This window comes from Streptosporangium sp. OZ121 (genome assembly GCF_051918885.1).
Taxonomy (GTDB): domain Bacteria; phylum Actinomycetota; class Actinomycetes; order Streptosporangiales; family Streptosporangiaceae; genus Streptosporangium.
Window position 1 is genome coordinate 1 of record NZ_JBPXMC010000012.1, and the last position, 15,642, is coordinate 15,642.

Sequence of the window (15,642 nt, forward strand, 5' to 3'; positions counted from 1 at the left end):
GCTTCATGCACTGGCTTTTAACACACTGTTGAGTTCTCAAGAAACGGACGCGTACACCATCACCCTGACCCGACCAACCGGTCCGGCAGAACTCCGGGGCGTTCCATTTCGTATTTAAATCGTACAGGCCTGTCAAGATTGTGTCAAATTGCTAGCTATCAGCCGTTTGTCACAAAACCTGCAAACTTGCTAGGATTCCCACCGTCTCGCTTCCGAGGCGGCTCCCTGAACCTACCGTGTCATCCAGGCCACAGCGAATCAACCGATTTTCCGGTGATCTACGCGGAGTCCGAACGCTCAGGTTCGTTTCAGGTGGAGTGGCCCTGGGCCCGTCCGCCGATCGGCGTCCGGCTCGCTCCGGGGCATTGGAAAGATTATGCGCCCCTCGGGGCATCGTCAAATCAGCCACGCTTGGCAAAACCGCAGGTCAGAGCAGTTCCTTAAGGAAACCAGGAACGTTCGCTACCGGAATGTTACGTGGTGGGACGGTTGACGCCCCGGCCCGAGCCGGGGCGTCCAGCCGCCCGGGAGCGTCCAGCTGACCTGCCGGAAGAGCCGAAAGAGCCGGAAGACCGGAACGACTCCGGGAACCACCAGGAACCAGGAAGCAACAGGCGAAGGAAGGATCAGGGAGCGACGATCTCGACACCGCCGACGGAACGCTTGCCACGGCGCAACACCAGGAAGCGTCCGTGAAGCAGATCATCGGCAGCCGGCACGTACGCCTCATCGGTGACCTTGACATTGTTGAGGTAGGCGCCGCCCTCCTTCACCGCGCGGCGCGCCTCCGACTTCGACTTCACCAGGCCACTCTCGGCGAGCAGGTCGACGAAGGACGCCCCCAGAGCGGGCACCTCCGCACGCGGCACCTCGGCGAGGGCCTCCCCCAGCGTGCGCGCGGGCAGCTCCTCCAGGGACCCCTGGCCGAACAGGGCCGCAGAGGCGGCGATCACCGCGGCGCACTCGTCGGCGCCGTGCAGCAGCGTGGTGAACTCCTCGGCGAGCGCCCGCTGCGCCTCGCGCCCGGCGGGCCGCTCGGCGGCCGCCTTCTCCAGCCCCTCGATCTCCTCACGAGACCGGAAGCTGTAGATCTTGAGGAACTTCACCACGTCACGGTCGTCCGCGTTCAGCCAGAACTGGTAGAACGCGTACGGGGAGGTCATCTCCGGGTTGAGCCAGACCGCGCCGCCGGCCGTCTTGCCGAACTTGGTCCCGTCGGCCTTGGTGATCAACGGCACGGTGAGGGCGTGCACGTGGCCGCCCGTCACCCGGCGGATGAGATCGGTTCCCGCGGTGATGTTGCCCCACTGGTCGCTGCCGCCGATCTGGAGCGTGCAGCCGTGGCGCCTGTTCAGCTCCAGGTAGTCGTTGGCCTGCAGGATCTGGTAGCTGAACTCGGTGTAGCTGAGCCCCTCGCCGCCCAGCCTGGCCGAGACCGACTCGCGGGCGAGCATGCGGTTGACCGGGAAGTGCTTTCCGACGTCGCGCAGGAAGTCGATCGCGGACATGCCCTCCGTCCAGTCGAGGTTGCTGACGAGGATCCCGGTCTTCTCGTCCGAGAAGTCGAGGAACTTCTCCACCTGGACGCGGATCCGCGCCACCCATTCGGCCACGACGTCGGAGGAGTTGAGCGAGCGCTCGGTACTCCGGCCGCTGGGATCGCCGATCAGACCCGTCGCGCCGCCCACCAGGCCGATGGCCCGGTGACCCGCCCGCTGGAGGCGGGTGAGAGTCAGCAACGGGACCAGGTTGCCGACGTGCAGGGAGGGGGCGGTCGGATCGAAGCCGCAATAGACCGTGATCGGACCCTCGGCCATCGCCGCGCGCAGGGCGTCGATGTCGGTGGACTGCGCGATCAGGCCGCGCCAGGCGAGGTCATCCAGAATGTCGGTCACGATCCTTGCTTTCCAATGCTCGAAGGGACATTTAGCGCTCTCGTACACCCTGCCCGATCACGGCACCGTCGCGCCACTCGAAACCCTTCTCGCGCACAAGGACGGACGGGGAAGAGGCGAGGAGAGTGCACGCGACCCACCGGCGGCGCGCGACCTACCGGCGGCGCGGGACGTGCGGGCGGTGCGGAGAGACCGTGGGCTCACCGTCGATCCAGAAGCGCCAGGGCGTCTCCTTCCCCGACGAGACCCCGGTGCGTGGTCCCGACAGGATGGACGACACCTTGGCCGGCTCGCCCTCGACCACGGAGAGTGATCCGGGGCCGCAGGCGTCGAGCCCGTTGTGCTCGCGGGTGAGGCCGAGCGCCACCGCCAGTCGGGCCGGCCCTTTGGCGAGATCGGCTTCCCTGACGGGACGGGCGCTTCCCGCGCTCCGGCGGGCCAGGGCGGTCTCGGCGCCGGAGACCACCTCTCCGGCCCGCAGCAGCACCCCGGAGCCGACTCCCTCGGGAAGGCAGGTGAGGTTGGCGCAGAAATGCATGCCGTACGTGAAGTAGACGTACAGGTGGCCCGGCGGGCCGAACATCACCGCGTTGCGCGGCGTCCGGCCCCGGTAGGTGTGCGACGCGGGATCCTCGCCCGGCACCCCGTACGCCTCGACCTCCGTGATCCGCAACGCGACCGGCCCGTGCGCGAGCACCCGTCCCAGCAGGTCGGGGGCGACCTCGTGGGCCGGCCGGTCGAAGAAGTCGCGTGCCAGGGGCGTGGACGCGGCGGGCGGTCGCCCGCCGTTCTCGTCAACGGCCATCGCCCGGGCTCCCGGTGACCGGACGGCCATCCCCCAGACCCCCGACGACCAGGCGAAAATCGCCCAAGCCCCGGACTAACCGGACTAACCGGACTAACCGACGAGCGTCACCCGGCACCTCGGCGACCTCAAGGCGGCCGTCGCCGGACATCAGCTTCCGCTCGCCCAGGCGGCCTGGGCGTCGACGATCTCACGCAGCGCGATGAGCTGGTCGCGGACCCGGTCGGGTGCCGTGCCGCCGTGCGCCTTGCGGGCGGCCAGCGCGCCGGGCACCGAGAGGACCTCGCGGGAGTCGGGCGTGAAGTGCGGCGAGACCTTGGCCAGCTCCTCGTCGGTGAGCTCACCGAAGTCCTTGTCGTTGACCTGGCACCAGACGACCAGGTGCCCGACCGCCTCGTGGGCCTCGCGGAAGGCGACGCCCCGGCGGACCAGCAGCTCCGCCAGGTCCGTGGCGAGGGCGAACCCGTCGGGGGCCGAGGCCTCCAGTTTCGCGGTGTTGACACGCATGGTCGCGACCAGCCCGGCCATGGCGGGAAGGACGAGCAGCAGGCTGTCGACGGAGTCGAACACCGGCTCCTTGTCCTCCTGCAGGTCGCGGTTGTAGGTCAGCGGCAGGCCCTTGAGCGTCGTCAGCAGCGCCATGAGGTTGCCGATGAGACGGCCGCTCTTGCCCCGGGCGAGCTCGGCCACGTCGGGGTTCTTCTTCTGCGGCATGATCGACGAGCCGGTGGAGTAGGCGTCGTCCATCTCGATCCAGCGGAACTCCTGCGAGGCCCACAGGACGATCTCCTCGCCCAGCCTCGACAGGTGCACGCCGATCATCGCCGCGTCGAACAGGAACTCGGCGGCGAAGTCGCGGTCGGCGACGGCGTCCATCGAGTTGGGCGCGGCGGAGTCGAAGCCGAGCTCCCTCGCCACGGCCTGCGGGTCGAGCGGCAGGGAGGATCCGGCCAGTGCCCCGGCGCCCAGCGGGGATACGGCCGCGCGCCTGTCCCAGTCGCGCAGGCGGTCGATGTCGCGGGCGAAGGCGTGCACGTGCGCCAGGAGCTGGTGGCCGAAGGAGACCGGCTGGGCGTGCTGCAGGTGGGTCATGCCGGGGGCCGCCGTCTCGGCGTGCTCCTCGGCCTGGCTCATCAGCGCGGTCTCCAGCTCCACCAGCCGGGACACGATGTGCCTGACATGGTCGCGCAGGTAGAGCCGCAGATCGGTGGCGACCTGGTCGTTGCGGCTGCGACCGGCTCGGAGCTTGCCGCCGAGCGTGCCGAGGCGTTCCAGCAGGCCGCGCTCCAGCGCGGTGTGGACGTCCTCGTCGGCGACGGTCGGCCGGAACTCGCCCGCCTTGCAGGCGCGCTCCAGGTCGTCCAGGGCGCCGATCATGCGCGCCAGCTCGTCGTCGCTCAGCAGGTTCGCGCGGTGCAGCACCCTGGCGTGCGCGCGCGAGGCCAGCAGGTCGTACGGCACCAACCGCCAGTCGAAGTGGACGCTCACCGAGAGCCTGGTCAGCGCGTCGGCCGGACCTCCCTCGAACCGGCCGCCCCACAGCCGCATGGGCTTTCCACCATCAGTCACCGTTGTTCTCCCTCCCCATTCAATCCGCGACCTTAGCCCAATCGGCCCAGCCGGGCGTCCCGGGCGGAGGCAATCTTGGAGGGCAGGCTCCACAGCTCGACGAAGCCCTTGGCCAGGGACTGGTCGAAGGTGTCGCCGGTGTCGTAGGTGGCGAGGTTGAAGTCGTACAGCGACGCCTCTGAGCGGCGCCCGGTGACGGTGGCCCGGCCGCCGTGCAGGGTCATCCGGATCTCGCCGGTGACGTGCTCCTGGGCCTCGGCGATGAAGGTGTCGAGGGCCTTCTTGAGCGGGGAGAACCAGAGGCCGTCGTAGACGAGCTCGCCCCAGCGCTGGTCCACCGACCGCTTGAAACGGGCGAGGTCGCGCTCGACGGTGACGTTCTCCAGCTCCATGTGAGCGGTGATCAGCGCGATGGCGCCGGGCGCCTCGTAGACCTCACGGGACTTGATGCCGACGAGCCGGTCCTCGACCATGTCGAGGCGGCCGACGCCCTGGGCGCCCGCGCGGCGGTTGAGCTCCTCGATGATCTGGAACGGGGTGAGGTGCCGTCCGTCCAGCGCGACGGGCACGCCCTTGACGAAGCTGACGATGACCTCGTCCGCTTCGCGCGGCTGCGCCGGGTCGGCGGTGTAGGCGTAGACGTCCTCGATCGGGCCGTTCCAGATGTCCTCCAGGAAGCCGGTCTCGACGGCCCTGCCCCAGATGTTCTGGTCGATGGAGTACGGGTTCTTCTTGGTCGTCTCGATCGGCAGGCTCTTCTCCTCGGCGTAGGCGATCGCCTTGTCCCGGGTCCACGCGTAGTCGCGGGCCGGGGCGATGACCTTGAGCTCGGGGTACAGGGCGGCCAGACCGGCCTCGAACCGGACCTGGTCGTTGCCCTTGCCGGTGCAGCCGTGCGATACGTGGGTGCCGCCGAACTCCTTGGCCGCCGCGGCCAGGTGCTTGACGATCAGCGGCCGCGACAGGGCGGAGACCAGCGGGTAGCGGTCCATGTAGAGGGCGTTGGCCTGCAGTGCGGGCACGCAGAAGTCGGTGGCGAACTCCTCGCGGGCGTCCACGACGACGGACTCCACGGCACCGCAGTCGATGGCGCGCTTGCGGATGGCCTCCATGTCCTCACCGCCCTGGCCGACGTCGACGGCGACCGCGATGACCTCGGCGCCGGTTTTCTCGGCGAGGAAGGGAATGGCGACGGAGGTGTCCAGTCCTCCGGAGAACGCGAGTACGACCCGATCGGTCATGATGGATATCTCCAAGATCTTTATTGGTCACAGGTGTCGGGTGCTGCCGGTTGTAGCCCGCCTGAGCAGGCTAAATACGTCGATCGGCGTGCCGGAGCAGTCCCTCTGCGACCGCCGCCCCGCCCAGCGGGTCGCGGCTGATGACGAGAATCGTGTCGTCTCCCGCGACCGTGCCGAGGATGGACTCCCAGTCGGCGTGGTCGATGGCTGAGGCGAGGAACTGCGCGGCGCCCGGCGGCGTGCGGACGATGACCAGGTTGGCGGAGGCCTCGGCGGAGACGAGGAGCTCCTCCGCGAGCCTGCCGAGCCTGGCGGCCGGGGACTCGCCGGTGCCGAGCCTGGCGAGCCTTATCCGGCCGCCGCCCTCCCCCGGCAGGGCGTAGACCAGGGAGCCGTCCTCGGCGCGCAGCTTGAGCGCGCCGAGCTCGTCCAGGTCGCGGGAGAGGGTGGCCTGGGTGACCTCGACACCGCTCTCCAGCAGGAGTTTGGCCAGCTCGGGCTGGGACCGGACCGGCTGCCGCTGCAGGAGGTCGGTGATCCGTGCCTGACGGGCGACCTTGGTCATCGGGATCGTCATGTGGACTCCCCGCCTCCGGACGCGTCGCCGCTCGCGGGACCACCCGCGGAACCGCCGTCCGAGGAGCCGTCATCCGGGGAATCGTCCTGGCCCGCCACCGCGACCAGCCAGTACAGCAGGGCCTTCTGGGCGTGCAGCCGGTTCTCCGCCTGGTCCCACACCAGGCTCCGCGGGCCGTCCAGGACCTCGGCGGAGATCTCCAGGTCGCGGTAGGCGGGCAGGCAGTGCAGGACGACGGCGCCGGGGGCCGCCCGGCTCACCAGCGCGGCGTTGACCTGGTACGGCATGAGGTCGGCGATCCGCTGCTCCTTGCCCTCCTGCCCCATGGAGACCCAGGTGTCGGTGGCGAGCACGTCCGCGCCCGCGGCGGCCTCGGCCGGGTCGGCGAGGACCGTGACCGAACCTCCGGTCTGCGCGGCGACCTCGCCGGCCCGCCGGAGGATCTCCGGGTCGGGCAGGTATCCGTCGGGGGCCGCGACCCGCACGTGCATGCCGGCGACGGCCCCGCCGAGCAGGTAGGAGTGGGCCATGTTGTTGGCCCCGTCGCCGAAGTAGGCCAGCGTGATCCCGGCGGTCCTGCCGAAGTGCTCCCTGACGGTCTGCAGGTCGGCGAGGATCTGGCAGGGGTGGAACTCGTCGGTGAGGGCGTTGACCACCGGCACCGAGGACGCCGAGGCCATGGCCTCGATCCTCTCCTGGCCCGAGGTACGCCACACGATGGCGCCCACCTGGCGTTCCAGGACCCGGGCGGTGTCCTCGATCGACTCGCCCCGGCCCATCTGGGAGGATCCCGCGTCGAGGATCAGCGGCAGGCCGCCGAGCTCGCCGATGCCGACCGCGAAGGAGACGCGGGTGCGGGTGGAGTGCTTGTCGAAGAGGACGGCGACGCTCTGCGGCCCCTCGAAGGGACGGTAGCCGTAGCGGTCCTTCTTCACGGCCTCGGCCAGGTCGAGCACCTGGGCCTGCTCCGCGGGCGAGAGGTCGTCGTCCTTCAGGAAGTGCCTGACGTGCGCCTGTCCGGCGAGGTTACTGGGCATCTGCGGCCTCGTCGAGAATGGCGGGAAGCGCGGCCACGAAGGCCGCGACCTGGGCGGAGGTGATCACCAGCGGGGGCGCGAGCCGTACCGCGTCGGGCTGGAGGGCGTTGACCAGGAAACCCGCGCGCTGGGCGGCCGCCTGGACCTGGGCGGAGCGGTCGGCGGTCAGCACGACGGCCCGCCACAGGCCGCGGCCGCGGACGCCGGCGAGCAGCGGGTGGCCGATCGCGGCGACGCCCTCGGCGAGTTCGGTGCCGACGGTGTGGACGTGCTCCAGCAGGCCGTCCCTGTCGATGGTGTCGAGCACGGCGAGCGCGGCGGCGGCCGAGACGGGGTTCCCGCCGAAGGTGGACCCGTGGTCTCCCTGGGCGAAGACGGTGGCCGCCTCGCCGAAGCCGACGCAGGCGCCGATCGGCATGCCGCCGCCGAGGCCCTTGGCCAGGGTGAGCACGTCGGGCAGGACGCCCTCGTGCTGGTGGGCGAACCAGTGCCCGGTACGGCCGATCGCCGACTGGATCTCGTCGGCGACCAGCAGCGCGCCGGTGGCGTCGCAGATCTCCCTGGCGGCCGTGAAGTAGCCCTCGGGCGGGGGCACGACCCCCGCCTCGCCCTGGGTGGGTTCGAGGAAGACCGCGGCGCACTCGGCGGTGACCGCGTTCTTGAGCGCGTCGGCGTCACCGTACGGGACGAAGCGAACATCAATCGAAAACGGCCCGAACTGGTCACGGATAGCGGGCTTGCCGGTGAGGGAGAGCGCGCCGAGGGTACGGCCGTGGAAGGCGTTCTCCGCGGCCACGAAGTAGGTGCGGCCGTTGGCCTTGCCGTACTTGAGGGAGAGCTTCAGCGCGGCCTCGTTGGCCTCGGTCCCGGAGTTGGTGAGGAACACCTTGGCCGGGGCGCCGAGGAGGCCGAGCAGGCGCTCGGCGAGCAGCACCTCGGGCTCGTGCAGGAAGAGGTTGCTGGTGTGGGCGAGCGTGGCGACCTGCCGGGAGACGGCCTCGACCAGCGCGGGGTGGGCGTGGCCGAGCGAGCTGACCGCGATGCCGCCGATCAGGTCGAGATACTCGTGGCCGTCGACGTCCCAGACCCTCGCGCCCTCGCCTCGGGCCAGCGCCACCGGGGGCACGCCGTAGTTGGGCATGAAGGCGGCCTCGAAGCGCCTGGCGAGCGCCTCTCCTGCGGGTCTTTCCTGCGGGCTCACTGGTCGTTCCCCTTCAGCTGGGCGGAGGCCGCGGGCCGCCGCCTGACCGGCTCCGGCACGGCCGCCGCCTCGGAGGCGTCCGGCAGCACCATGGTTCCTATGCCCTCGTCGGTGAAGATCTCCAGCAGCACCGAGTGGGGCACCCTGCCGTCGAGCACGTGGGCTCGTGGCACGCCGCCCTGGACGGCGGTCAGGCACGCCTCCATCTTGGGGATCATGCCGCTGGACAGTCCCGGCAGGAGTTTCTCCAGCTCGGTGGCGGACAGCTGTTCGATGATCTCGTTCTCGTCGGCGTCGGGGCGCCAGTCGCGGTACAGGCCCTCGACGTCGGTCAGGATGATCAGCTTGGCCGCCTGGAGGGCCACGGCGAGCGCGGCGGCGGCGGTGTCGGCGTTGACGTTGTAGACGGTGCCGTCGTCACTGCGCGCGATGGAGGAGATCACCGGGATCCGGCCGTCGTCCAGCAGCGCCCGCACGGCTCCGGCCTCGACGTTGACGATGTCGCCGACCTGGCCGATGTCGACGCCGACGCCGTCGACGACGGCGTGCTTGCGTACGGCGGTGAACAGGTGGGCGTCCTCGCCGGACATGCCGATCGCGAACGGCCCGTGCCGGTTGATCAGGCCGACCACGTCGCGGTTGACCTGGCCGACGAGGACCATCCTGACGACCTGCATGGCCTCGGGGGTGGTGACCCTGAGCCCGGCGGTGAAGGTGGACTCGATGCCGAGCAGGTCGAGCTGGGCGTTGATCTGCGGCCCTCCCCCGTGCACGATCACCGGCCTGAGCCCGGCGTAGCGGAGGAAGACGACGTCGGCGGCGAACTTCTCGCGCAGGTGCTCCTCGGTCATCGCGTTGCCGCCGTACTTGATGACGACGGTCGCGCCGTGGAAGCTCGCGAGCCAGGGCAGTGCCTCGATCAGCGTGGCGGCCTTCTTCAGGGCCTCGGCGCGTCTCATGTGGAGTACGCCGAGTTCTCGTGGACGTACGCCGTGGTGAGGTCGGTGGTGTGGATCGTCGCCGAGTGCGGTCCCGCCGACAGGTCGATGGTGATCGTCACTTCGCGCGGGGTGAGGTCGACCTTGGAGCGGTCGTCGCCCGCCGCACCGCCCCTGCAGATCCAGATGCCGTTCATGGCCACGTTGAGCCGGCCGGGCTCGAAGACGGCGTCGGTGGTGCCGACGGCCGACAGCACCCGGCCCCAGTTGGGGTCCTCGCCGAACATGGCGCACTTGAAGAGGTTGGAACGGGCAACGGCTCGGCCGACGGTTACCGCGTCGTCCTCGGAGGCGGCGCCGACGACCTCGATGGCGATCGCCTTGGAGGCGCCCTCGGCGTCCATCAGCAGCTGGCGGGCGAGGTCGGCGCAGACGGCGAGGAGGGCCTGCTCGAACTCGGCGAGGTCGGGGACGACTCCGGAGGCGCCGCTGGCCAGGAGCAGCACGGTGTCGTTGGTGGACATGCAGCCGTCGGCGTCTAGCCGGTCGAAGGTGACCCGCGTCACCTTGCGGAGCACCGCGTCGAGCTGCTCGGAGGGCAGGTCGGCGTCGGTGGTGATCACCGACAGCATGGTGGCGAGACCGGGGGCGAGCATGCCCGCGCCCTTGGCCATGCCGCCGACCATGTAGCCGCCCGCGCCCTTCCTGAAGGAGATCTTCGAGACGCTGTCGGTGGTGCGGATGGCGTCGGCGGCGGCCAGGCCGCCGTCCCTGGCGAGCTGGGAGACCGCGAGGTCGACCCCGGCCAGCAGCGGCTCCATCGGCAGCCGCTCGCCGATCAGGCCGGTGGAGCAGACCGCGACCTCCCCTGCCGAGTCTCCCAGGGCTGCGGCGACCTTCTCCGCGGTGGCGTGGGTGTCCTGGAAGCCGAGCGGCCCGGTGCAGGCGTTGGCGCCGCCGGAGTTGAGGACGACGGCGTGGACCCGGCCCCCGGCCAGCACCTGCGCGGACCACAGGACGGGCGCGGCCTTCACCCGGTTGGCGGTGAAGACCCCGGCGGCGGCGCGCGAGGGTCCGTCGTTGACGACCAGTGCCAGGTCGCGGTCGACACCGGACTTGATCCCGGCGTCGACACCCGACGCACGGAAGCCGAGAGGGGCGGTCACGCTCATGGGGCGACTCCGTTGAGAGGAAGGCCGAGCTCTTCCGGCAGGCCGAGGGCGAGGTTGGCACTCTGGATCGCGCCGCCGGCCGTGCCCTTGGTGAGGTTGTCGATGGCGACGACGGCGACGACGCGGCCCGCGCGCTCGTCCAGGACGACCTGGAGGGCGGCGGTGTTGGCGCCGAGGGTCATCGAGGTCGCGGGCCACTGGCCCTCGGGGAGCAGCCGCAGGAACGGCTCGTCCTTGGTGGCGACCTCGTAGGCCTCGCGCAGGACCGCCGGGGTGAGGCCGGGCCTGGCGGGGGCGGTGCAGGTGGCGAGGATGCCCCGGCTCATCGGTGCCAGCACGGGGGTGAAGGAGACGGTGACCGGTTCGCCCGCCAGCGGGGAGAGGTTCTGCTCCATCTCCGGGGTGTGCCGGTGGACGCCGCCGACGCCGTACGCGCCGGCGGAGCCCATCACCTCGCTGCCCAGGAGGTTCGGCTTGGGCGCCCTGCCCGCCCCGCTGGTGCCGCTGGCGGCGACCACCACCACGTCGGGCTCGACGAGACCGGCGGCGAAGGCGGGGAACATGGCCAGGGTGACGGCCGTCGGGTAGCACCCCGGCACGGCGATCCTCCGGGTGGCGCGCAGCTCCTCGCGCCGTCCCGGCAGCTCGGGCAGCCCGTACGGCCAGGTGCCCGCGTGGACGCCGCCGTAGAAGTGCTGCCACGCGGCGGGGTCGGTGAGCCGGAAGTCGGCGCCGCAGTCGACCACGAGGGTGCCGTCGCCGAGCTGCTCGGCGACGGCGGCCGACTGGCCGTGCGGCAGGGCGAGGAAGACGAGGTCATGGCCACCGAGGGTCTCGGGCGTGGTCTCCAGCAGGATCCGGCCGGCCAGCGGGGCCAGGTGTGGCTGGTGGGCGCCGAGGGCGGTGCCCGCGCTCGAGGCCGCGGTCAGCGCGCCGATCTCGATGCCGGGGTGGGACAGCAGCAGGCGCAGGAGCTCACCTCCGGCGTAGCCGCTTGCACCCGCGATCGCCGCTCTCATCCGTCCCCCCAAGGTCTGCATGCTTATGCATTGCTACTTATGGACTTACTAGAAAGATTATGCATCTTGGAGGATTGCCATGCAAGCCGGTAACACGTGGCCCCGGCCGTCCGGAGGTACGCCACGGGCCGGAAAAACCGCGAAGTCCATGCTTTACCGGCTTGTGAACGCGGGCACGAAGCCATCGGCCGTGTTTCGGCACTGTTGCACGTACCTACCGGTCGGTATCGTGACGTTTCCGGCCCCTCCACCTCCGGGAGTACGAACGCATGACTGTCACCCACGACCAGGTCCAGGCCCAGCTCACCTGCCCCGGGCAGCTTTTCGAGACGGAAGAGGTCCTCAGCCACGGCGGGACCGTCAGAACCTGGAAGCACGCGCCCCGCGACTTCCGGGCCCTTCTGGAGACGAGCAGGTTCCACGGCGACAAGGTCTTCCTGACGTACGAGGACGAGCACATCACCTACGAGGAGCACTTCCGGCGGGCCGCCACGCTCGCGCGGCGCCTGGTGGACGAGTACGGCGTGGTCAAGGGCGACCGGGTGGCCATCGCCATGCGCAACTACCCCGAGTGGGTGATCGCCTTCTCGGCCGCGCTGGCCGCCGGGGCGATAGCCGTGCCGCTCAACGCGTGGTGGACGCCGCAGGAGCTGGAGTACGGCCTGTCGGACTCGGGGGCCAAGGTGCTGATCGCCGACGGCGAGCGGGCGGCCGGGCTCGCCGGCCTGGCCCCGGCGCTGATCGTGACCCGCGGTACGACACCCGCGGGCGCCCGCTCCTTCGACGACGTGATGGGCGAGGTGGAGGCGGGCGTGACGCTGCCGCCGGTCGACCTCTCCCCCGAGGACCCCGCGACGATCTTCTACACCTCCGGCACCACGGGCCGCCCCAAGGGCGCGCTCGGCAGCCACCGCAACCTCGGGCAGTCGCCGATGACCGTCGCCTACAGCCTGTACCGCAGCGTGATCAAGGCGGGTAAGGACCCGGGCGACGCGGCCGGGCAGCGGCGCGTCACCCTGCTCACCGTGCCGCTCTTCCACGTCACCGGCTGCTTCGCGGTGATGACCACCACCATGTTCACCGGGGGCGGCCTGGTGCTCATGTACAAGTGGGACCCGGGCCGCGCGCTGGAGCTGATCGAGCGCGAGAGGATCACCGGGCTCAGCGGCGTGCCGACCAACGTGTGGCAGCTCCTGTCCCACCCGGACCTGGACAAGTACGACATCTCTAGCCTCAGCGGCCTCGGGTACGGCGGCGCCCCCGCCCCGCCGAAACTGCTGGAGCGCATCACCGAGCAGCTGCCCAACCGCGCCCCCTCCAACGGGTACGGCATGACCGAGACCACCGCGCTCGCCATCAGCAACGCCGGAGCCGACTACCTGGCCAAACCCGACAGCATCGGCCTGCCGATGGCCGTGGTCGAGGTGAAGATCGCCGATCCCCTCGGCGGCGAGCTGCCGGCCGGCACGGTCGGCGAGCTCTGCCTGCGCGGCCCGAACGTCATCCTGGGCTACTGGAACCGGCCGGAGGCCACCGCGGAGACCTTCGTCGACGGCTGGCTGCACACCGGCGACCTGGCCAGGGTGGACGAGGAGGGGTTCGTGTTCATCGTGGACCGGGCCAAGGACATGGTCATCCGGGGCGGCGAGAACGTCTACTGCGCCGAGGTCGAGGCCGCCCTGTTCGAACATCCGGCGGTCGAGGACGCCGCGGTGATCGGGATCCCCCACGACGAGCTGGGCGAGGAGGTCGGCGCGGTGCTCCGGCTGTCGTCCCCGGTCACCGACGAGGAACTGCAGGCCTTCCTGCGCGAGCGGATCGCCCTCTTCAAGGTGCCGGTCAGGTTCTGGACACGCGAGACGGAACTCCCCCGCAACCCCGGCGGCAAGATCCTCAAGACCCGGCTGCGCCAGGAGGTCCTGGGCTCCTGACGTCCGCCGGACGACGCCCCGTCGCCGTCACCCCGTCCGGCCGCCCTTTCATCGTCGTCACCGTCGCTGTCGCCATCGCCCCGCCCCGCCGGCGCCCTGTCACCCCCCCACGGGCGCCCGGCGCCGGGCCGGCTTTCCCGCGCCCGGCCCGGCCGCGACCTGCCGGAAAATGACTTGCCATCGTGTAGATCACCACCGAAACTAGCTGTTCGTGCCGGAAAACGCCGATCGCCCGATCAAGAAGACCCTGCTCCGCCGCCTGGCGATGGACCTCAGTCCTCTCCGCGACTCGCGCGACTTCCGGCTGCTCTTCGGCTCCGGCGTCATCACGATGTTCGGCACCTTCCTGACACTGGTCGCGGTGCCGCTGCAGATGAAGGAGCTCACCGGCTCCTACCTGGCGGTCGGCCTGGTCAGTGTGGCCGAGTTCGTCCCGATGGTGGTGTGCGGGCTCTGGGGCGGGGCGATCGCCGACGCCCTCGACCGGCGCAAGATCATTCTTCTCACCGAGGTGGGCCTCTGCCTCACGGTCACGATCCTGACCGTCAACGCGCTGCTGCCGGAGCCTCAGGTCTGGGTGCTGTACGTGATCGGCGCGCTCTCGGCCGGGCTGGGCAGCCTGCAGCGGCCCAGCCTGGAGTCGATGATGCCGCGCGTGGTCAGGCACGACCAGCTGACCGCGGCCGCCGCACTCGGCGCCTTCCGGTGGAACCTGGGCGCCATCGTCGCCCCGGGCCTCAGCGGCCTGATCGCGGCCTCGTTCGGCGTCGCCGTCGCGTACGGCATCAACGTCGTGACCTTCCTGGCGTCCCTGGTCCTGCTGTGGATGGTCCGGTCCCAGCCGCGCTCGGAGGACACCCCCTCGGCCTCGATCGGATCCCTGGTCGAGGGGGTCCGCTACGCCGTGGGCCGTCCCGACCTGATGGGCACCTACCTGGTCGACGTCGCCGCGATGATCTTCGCGTTCTCCACCGCGCTGTATCCGTTCCTCGCCGACGAGCTGGGCGCCCCCGAGGCCCTGGGACTCTTCTTCTCCGCCTCGGCCATCGGCTCGCTGATCGCCTCGGCCACCTCCGGCTGGACCGCGCACGTGCACCGGCACGGCCTCGGCGTGATCGTCGCGGCGGCCGTGTGGGGCGTCGCGGTGGCGCTGGCGGCGCTGATGCCCAACGTCTGGGGCATCTTCGCCTTCCTCGCCGTGGCCGGGGCCGCCGACATGATCAGCGGTGTCTTCCGCTCGACCATCTGGAACCAGACCATCCCCGACGAGTTCCGCGGCCGCCTGGCGGGCATCGAGCTGCTCTCCTACACCAGCGGCCCGATGCTCGGCAACGCCAGAGCGGGCCTGATGGCCGGCTTCGGCGGCACCCGCTTCTCCCTGGGCGCCGGTGGCCTGCTGTGCGTCGGCGCCGTGGCCGCGATGGCCGCGCTGCTGCCGAGGTTCCGCACCTACGACGCCCGCACCGACGAGCACGCGATCAGGGAGCGCGCCCGCCGCGAGGAGGCCGCCCGCGCCTGACACGGGCACAGGCAAGTGCCCTCACGGAACGGAATCCCATTGCTACTGTGAGATTGTGACGGTCGACGTACGGAGCCCCGAGATGACGGATTCCTCGCTGCCCGACTGGGTGTTCCCCCCGCCGGAGGGGTTCGTCGCGGAGGATCTCGATCGCATTCCGCAACTGCCCGCACACACAGAGTTGATCGATGGAAGCCTGGTCTTCGTGAGTCCTCAGGCTTCTTTTCACACGCGAGCGGTGGATCTACTGGTTGACGCTCTCCGCCGTGCCACACCCACCGATCTTCGAGCGCGCCGGGAGATGAGCGTCATACTGGGCGAGCGCCAGCGGCCCGAGCCCGACATAAGCATCATCCATGCCTCCGCCGAGCACAGCCCGGAGCAGACCTTCTACCGGGCGGAAGACGTCGTGCTGGTGGTGGAGGTCGTCTCCCCCGAATCCACGAGCCGCGACCGCAAGCCCCTGCTGTACGCCGAGGCGGGCATCGAGCACTTCTGGCTGGTCGAGAACCAGTCGGGAAGGCCCACGATCTACGTCTACGAGCTCGACCCGGTCACCCACTCCTACGCGCTCACCGGCATCCATCGCGACCGGCTCAAGGTCTCGGCCCCCTTCGACGTCGACATCGACCTGACGAGGATCGACCGGCTCTAGGCTCCGGCCCCGGGGCAGCACTCACGACCGCCCGGGGCAGGCTACGTCCACACCGTCCCGGCATCCTCCGCCTGTCGCGGACT

The 15,642-nt window shown here is 70.4% G+C and carries 13 protein-coding genes; 3 read left to right on the forward strand and 10 right to left on the reverse strand.

Features of this window, described 5'->3' with window-relative positions:
* Window positions 1-626: 626 nt before the first annotated feature.
* The 10 genes from tyrS to argC form a co-directional block, all read right to left on the reverse strand.
* The gene (tyrS, locus tag ACTOQ1_RS21865; protein WP_440069791.1) at window positions 627-1,895 is read right to left on the reverse strand and encodes a tyrosine--tRNA ligase; all 1,269 of its coding nucleotides are present in this window, start codon (window positions 1,893-1,895) and stop codon (window positions 627-629) included.
* A 154-nt stretch (window positions 1,896-2,049) separates the two neighbouring features.
* Complete coding sequence (locus ACTOQ1_RS21870) at window positions 2,050-2,700, reverse strand: DNA-3-methyladenine glycosylase (RefSeq protein WP_440069793.1); 651 nt, start codon at window positions 2,698-2,700, stop codon at window positions 2,050-2,052.
* 150 nt (window positions 2,701-2,850) lie between these two features.
* A complete protein-coding gene (argH, locus tag ACTOQ1_RS21875) occupies window positions 2,851-4,248 on the reverse strand; it encodes an argininosuccinate lyase (protein WP_440070048.1) in 1,398 nt (465 codons plus the stop codon).
* A gap of 53 nt (window positions 4,249-4,301) precedes the next feature.
* Entirely contained in the window at window positions 4,302-5,510 is a 1,209-nt protein-coding gene (locus tag ACTOQ1_RS21880) for an argininosuccinate synthase (RefSeq protein WP_440069795.1), read from the reverse strand.
* A 70-nt stretch (window positions 5,511-5,580) separates the two neighbouring features.
* Window positions 5,581-6,087, reverse strand: a complete 507-nt coding sequence (locus ACTOQ1_RS21885) for an arginine repressor (protein ID WP_350967519.1) — start codon at window positions 6,085-6,087, stop codon at window positions 5,581-5,583.
* The gene (gene argF, locus ACTOQ1_RS21890) at window positions 6,084-7,124 is read right to left on the reverse strand and encodes an ornithine carbamoyltransferase (RefSeq protein ID WP_440069797.1); all 1,041 of its coding nucleotides are present in this window, start codon (window positions 7,122-7,124) and stop codon (window positions 6,084-6,086) included. The genes ACTOQ1_RS21885 and argF overlap by 4 nt, the downstream gene beginning before the upstream one ends.
* Complete coding sequence (locus ACTOQ1_RS21895) at window positions 7,114-8,265, reverse strand: acetylornithine transaminase (protein WP_440070049.1); 1,152 nt, start codon at window positions 8,263-8,265, stop codon at window positions 7,114-7,116. The genes argF and ACTOQ1_RS21895 overlap by 11 nt, the downstream gene beginning before the upstream one ends.
* Before the next feature lie 56 nt (window positions 8,266-8,321).
* Window positions 8,322-9,284, reverse strand: coding sequence for an acetylglutamate kinase (gene argB / locus ACTOQ1_RS21900; protein WP_440069799.1), 963 nt, complete (start codon window positions 9,282-9,284; stop codon window positions 8,322-8,324).
* Window positions 9,281-10,435 (reverse strand): bifunctional glutamate N-acetyltransferase/amino-acid acetyltransferase ArgJ, encoded by a 1,155-nt coding sequence (argJ, locus tag ACTOQ1_RS21905; RefSeq protein WP_440069801.1) that lies wholly within the window; start codon window positions 10,433-10,435, stop codon window positions 9,281-9,283. Before argJ ends, argB begins: the two co-directional genes overlap by 4 nt.
* Window positions 10,432-11,454, reverse strand: coding sequence for an N-acetyl-gamma-glutamyl-phosphate reductase (gene argC, locus ACTOQ1_RS21910; RefSeq protein WP_440069803.1), 1,023 nt, complete (start codon window positions 11,452-11,454; stop codon window positions 10,432-10,434). The genes argJ and argC overlap by 4 nt, the downstream gene beginning before the upstream one ends.
* Before the next feature lie 269 nt (window positions 11,455-11,723).
* On the opposite strand from argC, the gene ACTOQ1_RS21915 reads away from it, so the two are divergent.
* The 3 genes from ACTOQ1_RS21915 (at window position 11,724) to ACTOQ1_RS21925 (ending at window position 15,559) form a co-directional block, all read left to right on the forward strand.
* Window positions 11,724-13,385 (forward strand): class I adenylate-forming enzyme family protein, encoded by a 1,662-nt coding sequence (locus ACTOQ1_RS21915; RefSeq protein ID WP_440069805.1) that lies wholly within the window; start codon window positions 11,724-11,726, stop codon window positions 13,383-13,385.
* 211 nt (window positions 13,386-13,596) lie between these two features.
* Window positions 13,597-14,904: an MFS transporter gene (locus ACTOQ1_RS21920; RefSeq protein ID WP_440069807.1), complete on the forward strand. Its 1,308-nt coding sequence runs from the start codon at window positions 13,597-13,599 to the stop codon at window positions 14,902-14,904.
* Window positions 14,905-14,986: 82 nt separating this feature from the next.
* A complete protein-coding gene (locus ACTOQ1_RS21925; protein WP_440069809.1) occupies window positions 14,987-15,559 on the forward strand; it encodes a Uma2 family endonuclease in 573 nt (190 codons plus the stop codon).
* Window positions 15,560-15,642: the final 83 nt, after the last annotated feature.

Bases quoted from the DNA above. Each gene is read 5' to 3' on its own strand.
- argH (WP_440070048.1), bottom strand. From the start codon at position 4,248: ATGCGGCTGTGGGGCGGCCGGTTCGAGGGAGGTCCGGCCGACGCGCTG.
- argB (WP_440069799.1), bottom strand. From the start codon at position 9,284: ATGAGACGCGCCGAGGCCCTGAAGAAGGCCGCCACGCTGATCGAGGCA.
- ACTOQ1_RS21885 (WP_350967519.1), bottom strand. From the start codon at position 6,087: ATGACGATCCCGATGACCAAGGTCGCCCGTCAGGCACGGATCACCGAC.
- ACTOQ1_RS21915 (WP_440069805.1), top strand. From the start codon at position 11,724: ATGACTGTCACCCACGACCAGGTCCAGGCCCAGCTCACCTGCCCCGGG.
- ACTOQ1_RS21925 (WP_440069809.1), top strand. From the start codon at position 14,987: ATGACGGATTCCTCGCTGCCCGACTGGGTGTTCCCCCCGCCGGAGGGG.
- ACTOQ1_RS21880 (WP_440069795.1), bottom strand. From the start codon at position 5,510: ATGACCGATCGGGTCGTACTCGCGTTCTCCGGAGGACTGGACACCTCC.
- ACTOQ1_RS21895 (WP_440070049.1), bottom strand. From the start codon at position 8,265: ATGCCCAACTACGGCGTGCCCCCGGTGGCGCTGGCCCGAGGCGAGGGC.
- argJ (WP_440069801.1), bottom strand. From the start codon at position 10,435: ATGAGCGTGACCGCCCCTCTCGGCTTCCGTGCGTCGGGTGTCGACGCC.
- ACTOQ1_RS21870 (WP_440069793.1), bottom strand. From the start codon at position 2,700: ATGGCCGTTGACGAGAACGGCGGGCGACCGCCCGCCGCGTCCACGCCC.
- argF (WP_440069797.1), bottom strand. From the start codon at position 7,124: ATGCCCAGTAACCTCGCCGGACAGGCGCACGTCAGGCACTTCCTGAAG.
- argC (WP_440069803.1), bottom strand. From the start codon at position 11,454: ATGAGAGCGGCGATCGCGGGTGCAAGCGGCTACGCCGGAGGTGAGCTC.